Genomic DNA, 13,368 nt, shown 5'->3' on the forward strand with positions numbered 1-13,368 from the left:
GACGCATGATGTGGACAGACAACATGCGTCATACGGATGGACGCGTTACTGCACAGGCTTATGGTCTTCACTTCAGTAAGGCCCTGAACAATGAGCGTTTTCAGGGTGTGGCAGGTAAAGGGAAGGAATTAAGAGAGACAATAATAATGGTAGACAATAAGAAACGCCCCGGAAAAGATTTAGATCGTATCGACAGAAATATTCTGAATGAACTGCAGAAAGACGGTCGAATTTCTAATGTCGAGCTTTCCAAACGTGTTGGATTATCGCCAACTCCATGTCTTGAGCGCGTGCGCCGCCTCGAGCGTCAAGGCTTCATTCTGGGCTACACCGCGCAGCTCAACCCGCATTATCTGGATGCTTCACTGCTGGTTTTCGTTGAGATTACTCTGAATCGTGGTGCGCCAGATGTGTTTGAACAATTTAACGCCGCCGTGCAAAAACTTGAGGAAACTCAAGAATGTCACCTCGTTTCCGGTGATTTTGACTACCTGCTGAAAACCCGCGTACCGGATATGTCCGCTTATCGTAAATTGCTGGGTGAGACCTTGCTGCGTCTGCCGGGCGTAAACGACACCCGAACTTACGTGGTGATGGAAGAGGTCAAACAGAGCAATCGTCTGGTGATCAAAACCCGGTAGTGCAGGGCAGGTGCAAAGCTTGCAGGATTTCGGTACACTCCTGTGAATTCATACAGGACCAACGTCGGGCATGCCCGACGTTGTTGCCTTCTTAATTTACAGGCACCTGGAGAGTTCTCTTGAGCCAGGAATATACAGAAGATAAAGATGTTTCGTTACAACCGCTGAGCAGTGGACGTCGTCTGCTGGAAGCGTTGCTCATTCTTGTGGCCTTGTTCGCCATCTATTTGATGGTGTCGCTGGTTAGTTTTAACCCGTCAGATCCAAGCTGGTCACAAACCGCATGGCACGAACCTATCCATAATCTGGGTGGTAGCGTCGGCGCATGGCTGGCCGATACGCTATTGTTCATCTTTGGCGTGATGGCCTACGCCATTCCTCCCGTCATTATTGGTCTGTGTTGGATCACCTTCCGCCAACGCGATCGTCAGGATTACATCGACTATTTTGCCGTTGGTTTACGCCTGATTGGCGTGCTGGCCTTGGTGGTAACGACCTGTGGTCTGGCGGCGCTCAACGTAGATGACATCTGGTATTTTGCTTCCGGCGGCGTAATCGGCAGCCTGGTCAGCAATGCGATGGCGCCGTGGTTCAGTTCGGCTGGCGGCACCTTGACGCTGCTGTGCGTCTGGGCTGCCGGCATCACGCTTTACACCGGATGGTCATGGCTGACGATTGCCGAGAAGATCGGCGGCGTGGTGATGGGTGTTCTGACCTTTGCCAGCAACCGTTCACGACATGACGAACCCTGGCAGGAAGAAGAATACGACGACGAAGAGCTTGCTGATGAGGTGTCGCCTCCGATGCATGCTGTACAGTCCGTTAATGACGACGATGATGTCTTGTTAGCTAAACCGCGCAAGGTGAGCGAACCGGTTGCTGCGGAGTTGGGCGACGATCCGCTGCTGGCGAAGGCGAGTGCGGCAACTGCCGCTGCAATTGCGGTTACTACGCAAGCTGCACAGCAAACTCCAGCTGCACAGCAAACTCCAGCTGCTATGCAGCCTGCTCCAGCCGCATCTGCCGAACCCGACGCAATGCCACGCGTTGCCGAAGCCACGGCTCAGTCGACTCCGGCTCCTCAGCCTGTTGCTGCAGCGCAACAACCAATCGCGCAGCCTTCTGCTCCGCTCTATCGTTTCGAGATGCCAGGTGAAGCAGCACCTTCACCGTTTTCGCCGGCTGATGATGATGAGGGCCCGAGCATGGGCAACTGGCAGGATGCCGCTTCATCTTCTGCACCTTTAAACAGTCTCGCCGCCGCTTCACTTGCCGCTGGAGCAGTCAAAGCAGCGACATCACCTGCTGCTTATTCACCTGCCTTCGATATCGTACCTGAGCGTGATTACAACCCGCAGGTGAAGCAGGGCATTGGTCCAGAGTTGCCGCGTCCAAACAAAGTTAAGTTGCCAACACGACGTGAGTTAGCTTCGTACGGCATTAAGTTGCCCTCGCAGCGCATGGCGGAAGAACAGGCTAAAGATGCTGAGCAGCAACAGCCGGAAGTCACTGCGTCTTACAGCGTTCCTCCACAGGAAGAGGATGTTGAGCTGCAAGAGGCGCAGTTGCGTGAAGCCTTCGCGTCGCAGCAGCAGAATCGTTACGGTGAAAGCTGGCAGGAAGCGTCTGAGCCTGATGATGAGGATGCATTGCAGCAGGCTCAACTTGCACGTCAGTTCGCTGATCAGCAGCAGCAACGCTATACCGAACCTGAAGTGAAGGAAGCACCGGTATTTAATCTGGATACATCGTCTGCCTTTGATTTTTCACCAATGAAAGATTTGGTCGACGATAGCCCGAGCGAGCCACTGTTCACTATTTCTGCATCGCCAGAGTCAGAAGAGCCCGCGCCGTGGCAACAACCCGCTGCGCCGGAGCCATCGCCATTGCCGTCGTTGAGTGCTGAATCCAGCCCATGGTCGTCGCCGGAACAGGAAGCTTATTCTGCGCCGCCTGCACCAGTGAAACCTGCTGCGCCTGTGCAGGACAGCTTGTTCCATCCGTTCCTGGTTCGCCATGAACAGCCGCTGGAAAAACCTTCTACGCCGCTGCCCACGCTGGATCTGCTCACGTCACCACCGGCAGAAGAAGAGCCGGTGGATATGTTTGCGCTGGAGCAAACCGCGCGGCTGGTTGAAGCACGCCTGGCTGATTATCGAGTAAAGGCGGAGGTTGTAGGTATTTCACCTGGTCCGGTTATTACCCGCTTCGAGCTCGATTTAGCGCCAGGCGTTAAAGCTTCCCGTATTTCTAACTTGTCGCGTGACCTGGCGCGTTCTCTGTCTGCGGTTGCCGTGCGCGTGGTGGAAGTGATTCCAGGCAAGCCTTACGTCGGGCTTGAACTGCCAAATAAACATCGTCAAACCGTTTATCTGCGCGAAGTACTGGATTGCCCTAAATTTCGTGAAAACCCGTCACCGCTTGCAGTGGTGTTGGGTAAAGACATTGCTGGCCAGCCGGTGGTGGCTGATTTGGCGAAAATGCCGCACTTGCTGGTTGCCGGTACCACCGGTTCCGGTAAATCAGTGGGCGTTAACACCATGATCATTAGCATGCTGTATAAAGCCACGCCGGAAGAAGTGCGCTTTATCATGATCGACCCGAAAATGCTCGAGCTGTCAGTCTACGAAGGCATCCCTCACTTGCTGACCGAAGTGGTTACAGACATGAAAGATGCGGCCAATGCGCTGCGCTGGAGTGTTGGTGAAATGGAGCGTCGCTATAAACTGATGTCTGCGCTGGGCGTGCGTAATCTGGCCGGCTATAACGAGAAGATTGAGCAGGCTGCCGCGATGGGTCGACCGATTCCGGATCCGTTCTGGAAACCGGGCGATAGCATGGACACCACACCGCCGGTGCTGGAAAAACTGCCTTATATCGTGGTGCTGGTCGATGAATTTGCCGATCTGATGATGGCGGTCGGTAAGAAAGTCGAAGAGTTGATTGCTCGTCTGGCTCAGAAAGCGCGAGCGGCGGGTATTCACCTGGTGCTGGCGACACAGCGTCCGTCGGTTGATGTGATTACCGGCCTGATCAAAGCCAACATCCCGACGCGTATCGCCTTCACCGTTTCCAGCAAGATCGACTCACGTACCATCCTCGATCAGGGCGGTGCAGAATCGCTGCTGGGGATGGGTGACATGCTGTACATGCCGCCAAACTCCTCAATGCCTGTACGTGTGCATGGTGCATTCGTGCGCGATCAGGAAGTGCATGCGGTGGTTCAGGACTGGAAAGCACGCGGTCGCCCGCAATACATCGAAAGCATTACTGCTGGTGAAGAGAGCGAGAGTGCAGCTGGCGGAATGATGGGCGATGAAGAGCTGGATCCGCTGTTTGATCAGGCGGTCTCTTTCGTAGTGGAAAAACGCCGAGCCTCCATTTCTGGAGTTCAGCGCCAATTCCGTATCGGATATAACCGTGCCGCACGTATCATCGAGCAGATGGAAGCGCAGGGCATCGTTTCTGAACCGGGACATAACGGCAACCGCGAAGTGCTTTCGCCGCCGCCACACGAGATGTAATTTATCGCGTGCAGTTGTCTGCTTATGGGCCAGTTAACACTGGCCCATTGTTTATCTGTTGGTCGATCCCCATATCTTCGGGAGCTTTCGGCTTTTTCTCCTGTCGAAGAGACAGGATGGCAACTACGTTTAATGCTGTAAGTGTCGGGAAACAATAAATAAGGAATCGAATCAGATGAAATTACGCGTTATTGCCTGTGGCCTGTTGGCCAGTTTTGTTTCCGCATCAGTATTGGCGGATGCGTCCAGCGATCTGCAACAGCGTCTTAATAAAGTGAACAGCTTCCATGCCAGCTTCAGTCAGAAAGTGACCGATGGCAGCGGTGCCAACGTGCAGGATGGTGAAGGCGAGCTGTGGGTGAAGCGCCCAAGCTTGTTTAACTGGCACATGACCGCGCCGGATGAAAGCGTAATTATTTCTGATGGCAAAAATCTGTGGTTCTACAATCCCTTCGTTGAACAAGCCAGCGTTAGCCTGTTGCAAAATGCAGCCAGTAATACGCCGTTTATGCTGATTGCGCGTAACCAGCCAAGCGACTGGAAACAGTACAACATCAAGCAGCAGGGCGATAATTTTGAGCTAACGCCGAAGAGCAGTGATGGCAACCTCAAGCAGTTCACCATCAATGTGACATCGTCTGGCACCATCAATAAGTTCAGCGCGATTGAGCAAGATGGTCAGCACAGCGATTATCAGCTGAAGAGCCAAAACAACGGCGCTATTAGCCCAGACAAATTCACCTTTACGCCGCCAAAAGGGGTAACGGTGGACGATCAACGTCAGTGAGGTCACGGTGAGTAACCTGTCTCTGGATTTCGCTCCATCGAATGAGTTTCAGCCGCTGGCCGCTCGTATGCGGCCGGCGACGCTGCAACACTACATTGGGCAACAGCATTTGCTGGCGCCCGGTAAACCGCTGCCGCGCGCCATTGAGGCCGGGCATCTGCATTCGATGATTTTGTGGGGACCGCCTGGGACAGGGAAAACGACATTAGCCGAGATTATCGCCCATTACGGTAAAGCTGATGTTGAGCGCATTTCTGCTGTCACTTCTGGCGTGAAAGAGATTCGTGAAGCGATCGAGCGTGCCCGACAAAATCGTCAGGTGGGTCGACGCACCATCCTGTTTGTCGACGAAGTCCATCGCTTTAACAAAAGTCAGCAGGATGCTTTCCTGCCGCATATTGAAGATGGCACCATTACGTTTATTGGTGCCACCACTGAAAATCCCTCGTTTGAACTCAATTCCGCGCTGCTATCCCGTGCCCGCGTATATTTACTCAAGTCTCTTACCACTGCTGATATTGAACAGGTTCTGCTGCAGGCGATGCAGGATGACGAACGCGGTTATGGCAAAAGCGATATTGTGCTGCCGGATAATACGCGCCGTATGATAGCGGAACTGGTTAACGGTGATGCGCGTCGGGCATTGAATACGCTGGAAATGATGGCGGATATGGCTGAAAGCAATGCCGAAGGCCAGCGTGAATTAACGCCACAATTACTCAACGAAGTTTCCGGTGAAAGAGCGGCGCGTTTTGATAACAAAGGCGATCGTTTCTACGATCTGATCTCCGCTCTGCACAAGTCTGTTCGCGGTTCAGCACCTGATGCGGCACTTTACTGGTATGCAAGAATCATCACCGCCGGCGGCGATCCGCTGTATGTCGCACGCCGTTTGCTGGCTATCGCCTCGGAAGATGTGGGTAACGCCGATCCGCGCGGCATGCAGGTTGCGCTAGCGGCCTGGGATTGCTTTACGCGCGTCGGTCCAGCCGAAGGCGAAAGGGCGATTGCCCAGGCGATTGTCTACCTTGCAAGCGCACCCAAAAGTAATGCCGTTTACACCGCTTTCAAAGCCGCGATGCGCGATGCGCGCGAATTTCCTGACTACGATGTGCCGGAACATTTACGCAACGCCCCTACCAAATTGATGAAAGAGATGGGGCTGGGCAAAGAGTATCGTTATGCGCACGACGAGACTAACGCCTATGCCGCTGGCGAAGTCTATTTCCCGCCTGAAATGGCGCAGACGCGCTACTATCAACCGACTAATCGCGGGCTCGAAGGGAAAATTGGCGAAAAACTCGCCTGGCTGGCTGAGCAGGATCAAAATAGCCCGATAAAACGCTACCGCTGATAAACACCTTACGGTAAGGTGAGCAAGGATTTCATTGCATTCCATAGGGATGCAAGTCCCGCCATTCGTTCAATCAACCTTTTATTACACAGGATTAGCATGCTCGATCCCAACCTGCTGCGTAACGAGCCAGACGCAGTCGCAGAAAAACTGGCACGCCGAGGATTTAAACTGGATGTGGAAACCTTACGTTCGCTTGAAGAGCGTCGTAAAGTCTTGCAGGTAGAAACTGAAAATCTGCAGGCTGAGCGTAATTCCCGATCCAAATCCATCGGTCAGGCCAAAGCACGTGGGGAAGACATCGAGCCGCTGCGTCAGGAAGTGAACGCGCTGGGCGAACGCCTGGATGCGGCTAAAGCAGAACTGGATGCCCTGCAGAACGAAATTCGTGACTTTGCCCTCGCATTGCCAAACCTCCCGGTTGACGAAGTCCCGTTGGGTAAAGATGACAGCGAGAACCAGGAAGTCAGCCGCTGGGGCCAGCCGCGCCAGTTCGATTTCCCGGTGAAAGATCATGTTGAGCTGGGTGAAGCCGCCAAAGGTCTGGACTTTGCCGCCGCGGTGAAATTGACGGGTTCACGTTTCATTGTGATGCAGGGCCAGATCGCGCGTCTGCACCGTGCGCTTAGCCAGTTTATGCTTGATCTGCATACGCAGCAGCACGGTTATCTTGAAACCTATGTTCCGTATCTGGTGAATCAGGAAACGTTGTATGGCACCGGACAGCTGCCGAAGTTTGGTGAAGATTTGTTCCATACCAAGCCGCTGGGCGAAGAAGCGGGTAGCAGCAACTATGCGCTGATCCCTACCGCTGAAGTGCCGCTGACCAATCTGGTGCGTGATGAGATCGTTGAAGAAGAATCTTTGCCGCTCAAACTTGCTGCGCACACGCCATGCTTCCGTTCTGAAGCCGGTTCGTACGGGCGCGATACGCGTGGTTTAATCCGTATGCACCAGTTCGATAAAGTGGAAATGGTGCAGATTGTGGCGCCTGAAACCTCCATGGATGCACTGGAAGAGTTGGTGGGCCATGCAGAGAAAGTGCTTCAGTTGCTCAATCTGCCATACCGTAAAGTGCTGCTTTGCACCGGCGATATGGGCTTTGGCTCTTCCAAGACCTACGACCTGGAAGTTTGGCTGCCAGCACAGGACACCTATCGTGAAATCTCCTCTTGCTCCAACATGGGTGATTTCCAGGCTCGTCGTATGCAGGCGCGCTGCCGTAGCAAAACCGACAAGAAACCGCGTTTGGTGCACACGCTGAACGGTTCTGGTCTGGCAGTGGGTCGTACTCTGGTGGCTGTGCTTGAAAACTATCAGCAAGCAGATGGCCGCATTGAAGTGCCAGAAGTACTACGTCCTTATATGGGCGGACTGGAATTCGTTGGCTAATCAACGCGCAATTATATGAGCCCGGCGATGCCGGGTTTTTTGTTTCTTAAGCGGCAAAATAATTATTTTTTAGTCGGAATTAATAAGAAATAAACGTTATCGACAAGAAATGGCTATTAACCATTAAAAATCGTAAATTCAAATAGATAGATGCCAGACTTGTATCCCTCCTCATGCTTCTAACCCTCTGAAGATAAAAAAAATAAATTGTTCCGCAGCAAATCGTGCGGCGACGAATTTTTGCACATTGACTTTAAGATAGCGGATGGCAAACTGCGCGCAATTATCGTCATTTCTTTTGGTTTTATTCCCTATGTCAACCTGGTCGCGCCCCGTCGTTTTGCTGCTTTGCGGCTTAATGCTCATGACGGTGTCTATCGCTGTGCTTAATACGCTGGTACCGCTCTGGCTTACCCATGATCAATTGCCGACCTGGCAAGTGGGAATGGCTAGCTCATCGTATTACACCGGTAACTTGCTGGGCACCTTGCTCGCGGGCTGGTTGATTACTCGTTATGGTTTTAATCGCTGTTTTTACCTTGCCAGCGTGCTTTTTGCCGTAGCGACCATGGGCATGGTGATACTGGATGGTTTCTATAGCTGGACATTACTGCGCTTTACCGCAGGTGTCGGTTGTGCGCTGATTTGGGTGGTGGTTGAGAGTGCCTTGTTATGCAGCGGTACCGTGCGTAATCGCGGTCAGTTGCTGGCGGCTTATATGATCATCTATTACCTCGGCACTGTTGCAGGCCAGTTGCTGGTGAGCCGCGTGTCGACCGAGCTGCTCCACGTGATTCCATGGGTGACTGCACTGATTATCTGTGCGGTATTGCCGGTAGTGTTTGTGCATGTCAATACCAGCGCTGCGACAGAAGAAGCTTCAACGGGGCGCCTTTGGGTTATGTTGCGTCGTCGTAGTTCTCGTCTCGGCATCAATGGCTGCATTATTTCCGGTATCGTTCTCGGCTCACTTTATGGCTTGATGCCGTTGTATCTGTCACATCAGGGTATGAGTGATGCAAACGTCGGTTACTGGATGGCGTTACTGGTCAGTTCCGGCATTGTCGGTCAGTGGCCGGTAGGACGTTTAGCCGATCGCTTTGGTCGTCTGATGGTGCTGCGTGTGCAAGTGTTTGTGGTTATCCTGGGTGCGATTGCTATGTTAGGTGATACTGCGATGGCGCCAGCGCTATTTGTGCTGGGTCTTGCTGGTTTTACACTTTATCCGGTGGCGATGTCCTGGGCGTGCGAAACCGTCGCGCATCATGAGTTAGTGGCAATGAATCAGGCGTTACTGTTTAGCTATACCGTGGGCAGTTTGGTGGGGCCGGGAATGACGTCAATGCTGATGCAGAATTACTCTGACCGCCTGCTGTTTGTGATGATTGCTGCAGTTGCACTGGTTTATCTGGTGATGTTACTGCGCAAAGCCGATCATCAGGCTACTCCTGTCGCACATGCTTAACGCATTCCCATGAAATAGTAAAAAGGGGAGCCGGTGGTTCCCCTTTTGTTTGCGGTTAATACATCACTTCATGGCCGTAGCTGGCGAGGATATTCTTCACTCGCTCCATGGTTTCCTTGCTCGGCGGCTTAACACCATCCAGCTTGTACTCTTCGCCCATGGCGATCCATTTGTGTTTGCCTAACTCGTGGTAAGGCAGCAATTCGATCTTCTCTATGTTATCCATATCTTTGGTAAACTCACCCAAGCGATGAACGGAGTCATCATCATCGGAGTAGCCAGGCACCACTACAAAGCGGATCCAGGTGCGTTTGCCTCTCTTCTGCAGATAGCGCGCAAAGTCCAGCGTACGATGATTGGAAACGCCCACCAGAATCTGATGCACATCATCGTTAATCTGTTTTAAATCGAGCATTACCAAATCAGTGGCATCAAGCAATTCATCGATCACCGGATCGTAGCGACGAACAAAGCCGTTAGTGTCGAGACAGGTATGAATGCCTTCTGCCTGGCAAGCGCGGAACCAGTCACGCACGAACTCCGCTTGTAAGATCGCTTCGCCACCCGACGCCGTCACGCCACCGCCAGATGCATTCATGAAGTGACGATATGAGAGCGCATCCTTCATCAACTCTTCAACGGTAACTTCTTTACCGCCATGCGTGTCCCATGTATCGCGGTTATGGCAATACAAGCAGCGCATGAGGCAGCCCTGAAAAAAGGTAATGAAGCGGATGCCTGGGCCGTCAACGGTGCCGCAGGATTCAAAGGAGTGGATACGACCGATGGTTGACATTGCGATGAGTTCTCCAGGTGGGCCTGAATATCAGGCAGCACAATCTATGTTGTGCTCTAAAAGTGAAAGTCGATTTTGCCAGGTCGCCAGCACCAGCAAACTGGCAAAACGGACTTGTGGAGAAAAGGCTCCCGCAGGAGCCTTTCAATCTCAGTGAACTACGATTACAGCGACTGAGTGAACGTACGGGTAATTACATCCTTCTGCTGCTCTTTGGTGAGCGAGTTGAAGCGCACAGCATAACCGGATACGCGAATGGTCAGCTGCGGATACTTCTCAGGATGTTCCATCGCATCCAGCAACATCTCACGGTTCATCACGTTAACGTTCAGATGCTGGCCGCCCTCAATGTTGGCTTCATGGTGGAAATATCCATCCATCAGGCCAGCAAGATTGGTTTTACGCACGTTATCATCTTTACCCAGTGCATTTGGCACGATGGAGAAAGTATAAGAGATGCCGTCTTTCGCGTAAGCAAAGGGCAGTTTCGCAACGGAGGTCAGTGAAGCCACCGCACCTTTCTGATCACGGCCGTGCATTGGGTTAGCACCCGGACCGAATGGCGCACCCGCACGACGTCCGTCTGGCGTATTACCGGTTTTCTTACCGTAAACCACGTTAGAAGTGATGGTCAGCACTGACTGAGTTGGCACCGCGTTACGGTAGGTTTGCAGTTTCTGAATTTTCTTCATGAAACGTTCAACCAAATCGCACGCCATGTCATCAACGCGAGAGTCGTTGTTACCAAACTGCGGATATTCGCCTTCAATTTCAAAGTCTACTGCGAGACCATCTTCATCACGGATGGTTTTCACTTTGGCGTATTTGATGGCAGAAAGTGAGTCAGCCGCAACAGACAGACCCGCGATACCACAGGCCATGGTGCGATAAACGTCACGATCGTGCAGCGCCATCAGTGAAGCTTCGTAGCTGTACTTATCGTGCATGTAGTGAATGATATTCAGGGAGGTGACGTACTGCTTAGCCAGCCAATCCATGAAGTGATCCAGGCGCTCCATCACGATGTCGTAATCAAGAATCTCGTCAGTGATTGGTGCTTCTTTCGGACCCACCTGCATTTTCAGTTTTTCATCAACGCCACCGTTGATTGCGTACAGCAGGGTTTTTGCCAGGTTGGCACGCGCACCGAAGAACTGCATCTGCTTACCGACAATCATTGGGCTAACGCAGCAGGCGATAGCATAGTCATCGTTGTCGAAGTCAGGACGCATCAGGTCATCATTCTCATACTGCAATGAGGATGTATCGATAGACACTTTTGCGGCGTATTTCTTAAAGTTAACCGGCAGTTTTTCTGACCACAGGATGGTCATATTTGGCTCCGGAGATGGCCCCATGGTGTAAAGCGTATTCAGGAAACGGAAGGTGCTTTTAGTCACCAGAGTACGACCATCGACGCCCATACCCGCCAGTGATTCTGTTGCCCAGATTGGGTCACCGGAGAACAGCTCATCGTATTCAGGCGTACGCAGGAAGCGCACCATACGCAGTTTCATCACCAGATGGTCAATCAGTTCCTGTGCTTCTTCTTCAGTCAGTTTTCCGGCCTGAATATCGCGCTCGATATACACATCAAGGAAGGTGGATACGCGACCAAAGGACATTGCCGCACCGTTCTGAGATTTCACCGCCGCGAGATAGCCATAGTAAGTCCACTGAACGGCTTCTTGAGCATTGGTAGCGGGCAGCGAGATATCTGAACCATACTTCGCAGCCATCTCTTTGATCTGACCCAGTGCGCGGTGCTGTTCAGAGATCTCTTCACGCAGGCGAATGGTGGCTTCGAGGTCAACGCCATTCTCCATATCGCTCTGCAGAGAGTTGAACTGCGCAACTTTGTCTTTCATCAGAAAATCGATGCCGTACAGCGCAACGCGGCGATAGTCACCGATGATACGACCGCGGCCATAGGCATCCGGTAAACCCGTCAACACGCCTGATTTACGGCAGCGCATGATGTCAGGGGTGTAAACATCGAACACGCCCTGGTTATGGGTTTTGCGGTAATCAGTGAAGACTTTTTTCAGCGCGGGATCAAGTTCGCGGCCATAAACCTTGCAAGAACCCTCAACCATTTTGATGCCGCCAAACGGGATGATGGCACGTTTCAAAGGTGCTTCAGTTTGCAGGCCAACGATTTTTTCCAGCGATTTGCTGATGTAGCCGGCATCATGAGAGGTGATGGTTGAAGCCAGATCGGTGTCAAAATCTACCGGCGCGTGGGTGCGGTTCTCGATTTTGATGCCTTCAAGTACACTGTCCCACAGCTTAGTTGTGGCCGGCGTCGCGCCAGCGAGGAAGGATTCGTCGCCTTCATACGGTGTGTAGTTTTTCTGGATAAAGTCACGGACATTGACGCTGTTCTGCCATTCGCCGGCGCTAAATCCTTCCCAGGCTGACGCCATTTTTTCATTCAGTTCGGACATGATATACCTGCCTTATTAAGGGAGACTTTGACGTATGGCGCGCTGACTCAGCACGCCCGTACCAATTCATTAATGCACCGGCTCATCGCCACGCAGATAGATTACCCAGTAGGTCAAACCGACTAATAATCCGCCGCCAATAATGTTGCCGATGGTCACGGGAATCAGGTTGTTAACAATAAAGTCACTAACGCTTAGTGACGGGAACTGTGCTGCGCTTGCACCAGCCATTTGCCAGAATTCCGGGCTGGAAAAATCACGGATAACGATGGCCATCGGGATAAGGAACATGTTGGCAATACTATGTTCAAAACCGCAGGCAACAAACATCGCCACCGGTAGGATCATCGCAAACATTTTGTCCATCAGACTGCGGCCGGAATAACTCATCCACACCGCCAGGCAAACCATCAGGTTGGCGAGCGTGCCGAGACTCACTGCTTCAATAAAGGTGTGATGCATTTTATGGTCAGCGGTTTGCAGGACATTCAAACCCCAGGCACCATTCGCCACCATGTGTTCACCGGCTAACCAGATCAGCGCGACAAAGAACAGCGCACCAAACAGGTTACCGATATAGACCGTCAACCAGTGTCGACCGAGTTGCAGCCAGGTGATACGGCCGCTGGCTTTTGCCACCACGATCAAAACAGTTGAGGTGAACAGGTCAGCACCGCACACCACGACTAACATTAAACCGAGCGAGAAACAGATACCGCCGATCAGTTTTGCTATGCCGTAGGGCATTGCTCCACTTCCGGTGGTCGCAGTGATATAGAAGACAAATGCGATTGAGATAAATACGCCAGCAGTGATGGCAAGGAAGAAGGTGGTTAAAGGACGTTTAGTAGCTTTATATATGCCGGCTTCTTCTGCAACTTTCGCCATTGCCGCCGGTAATAATGAATTAAAAGGGTTGTCAGCTTTCACACTAACGCTCTCCAAAAATTGCCTGTAAAGAT

Annotated in this window: 10 protein-coding genes; 6 read left to right on the forward strand and 4 right to left on the reverse strand. The window is 52.2% G+C overall.

The features are described 5' to 3' along the window. Positions 1-146 precede the first annotated feature (146 nt). The 5 genes from lrp to serS all read left to right on the forward strand — a co-directional run bounded on the left by lrp (position 147) and on the right by serS (position 7,698). Positions 147-641 carry a leucine-responsive transcriptional regulator Lrp gene (lrp, locus tag AAF463_RS06655; protein WP_006118610.1) on the forward strand — a complete coding sequence of 165 codons (495 nt, stop codon included), beginning with the start codon at positions 147-149 and terminating at the stop codon, positions 639-641. Positions 642-760: 119 nt separating this feature from the next. After that, positions 761-4,165, forward strand: coding sequence for a DNA translocase FtsK 4TM domain-containing protein (locus tag AAF463_RS06660; protein ID WP_350261748.1), 3,405 nt, complete (start codon positions 761-763; stop codon positions 4,163-4,165). A gap of 175 nt (positions 4,166-4,340) precedes the next feature. After that, entirely contained in the window at positions 4,341-4,952 is a 612-nt protein-coding gene (gene lolA / locus AAF463_RS06665) for an outer membrane lipoprotein chaperone LolA (RefSeq protein ID WP_008102417.1), read from the forward strand. 7 nt (positions 4,953-4,959) lie between these two features. Then, complete coding sequence (locus tag AAF463_RS06670) at positions 4,960-6,306, forward strand: replication-associated recombination protein A (protein WP_110865839.1); 1,347 nt, start codon at positions 4,960-4,962, stop codon at positions 6,304-6,306. A gap of 99 nt (positions 6,307-6,405) precedes the next feature. Continuing rightward, positions 6,406-7,698: a serine--tRNA ligase gene (gene serS, locus AAF463_RS06675; RefSeq protein ID WP_101760965.1), complete on the forward strand. Its 1,293-nt coding sequence runs from the start codon at positions 6,406-6,408 to the stop codon at positions 7,696-7,698. Positions 7,699-7,869: 171 nt separating this feature from the next. On the opposite strand, the gene AAF463_RS06680 is transcribed toward serS, so the two are convergent. Beyond that, entirely contained in the window at positions 7,870-8,064 is a 195-nt protein-coding gene (locus tag AAF463_RS06680; RefSeq protein WP_277974957.1) for a hypothetical protein, read from the reverse strand. Between AAF463_RS06680 and AAF463_RS06685 the strand changes: the two genes are divergently transcribed. After that, the gene (locus AAF463_RS06685) at positions 8,012-9,163 is read left to right on the forward strand and encodes an MFS transporter (RefSeq protein WP_101760964.1); all 1,152 of its coding nucleotides are present in this window, start codon (positions 8,012-8,014) and stop codon (positions 9,161-9,163) included. The two genes, AAF463_RS06680 and AAF463_RS06685, sit on opposite strands and share 53 nt — an antisense overlap. A gap of 55 nt (positions 9,164-9,218) precedes the next feature. On the opposite strand, the gene pflA is transcribed toward AAF463_RS06685, so the two are convergent. From pflA to focA, 3 genes are all read right to left on the reverse strand, one after another. Continuing rightward, complete coding sequence (gene pflA, locus AAF463_RS06690) at positions 9,219-9,959, reverse strand: pyruvate formate lyase 1-activating protein (protein WP_101760963.1); 741 nt, start codon at positions 9,957-9,959, stop codon at positions 9,219-9,221. 164 nt (positions 9,960-10,123) lie between these two features. Further along, positions 10,124-12,406 carry a formate C-acetyltransferase gene (gene pflB, locus AAF463_RS06695; protein WP_101760962.1) on the reverse strand — a complete coding sequence of 761 codons (2,283 nt, stop codon included), beginning with the start codon at positions 12,404-12,406 and terminating at the stop codon, positions 10,124-10,126. A 69-nt stretch (positions 12,407-12,475) separates the two neighbouring features. Beyond that, complete coding sequence (gene focA, locus AAF463_RS06700) at positions 12,476-13,336, reverse strand: formate transporter FocA (protein ID WP_101760961.1); 861 nt, start codon at positions 13,334-13,336, stop codon at positions 12,476-12,478. Positions 13,337-13,368: the final 32 nt, after the last annotated feature.

The organism is Pantoea sp. BJ2 (assembly GCF_040255075.1).
Classification (GTDB): Bacteria; Pseudomonadota; Gammaproteobacteria; order Enterobacterales; family Enterobacteriaceae; genus Pantoea; species Pantoea leporis.

Excerpts from the sequence above, each read along its gene's own strand:
- serS (WP_101760965.1), top strand. The coding sequence starts at position 6,406 with ATGCTCGATCCCAACCTGCTGCGTAACGAGCCAGACGCAGTCGCAGAA.
- lolA (WP_008102417.1), top strand. The coding sequence starts at position 4,341 with ATGAAATTACGCGTTATTGCCTGTGGCCTGTTGGCCAGTTTTGTTTCC.
- lrp (WP_006118610.1), top strand. The coding sequence starts at position 147 with ATGGTAGACAATAAGAAACGCCCCGGAAAAGATTTAGATCGTATCGAC.
- pflB (WP_101760962.1), bottom strand. The coding sequence starts at position 12,406 with ATGTCCGAACTGAATGAAAAAATGGCGTCAGCCTGGGAAGGATTTAGC.
- AAF463_RS06685 (WP_101760964.1), top strand. The coding sequence starts at position 8,012 with ATGTCAACCTGGTCGCGCCCCGTCGTTTTGCTGCTTTGCGGCTTAATG.
- AAF463_RS06680 (WP_277974957.1), bottom strand. The coding sequence starts at position 8,064 with ATGAGCATTAAGCCGCAAAGCAGCAAAACGACGGGGCGCGACCAGGTT.
- pflA (WP_101760963.1), bottom strand. The coding sequence starts at position 9,959 with ATGTCAACCATCGGTCGTATCCACTCCTTTGAATCCTGCGGCACCGTT.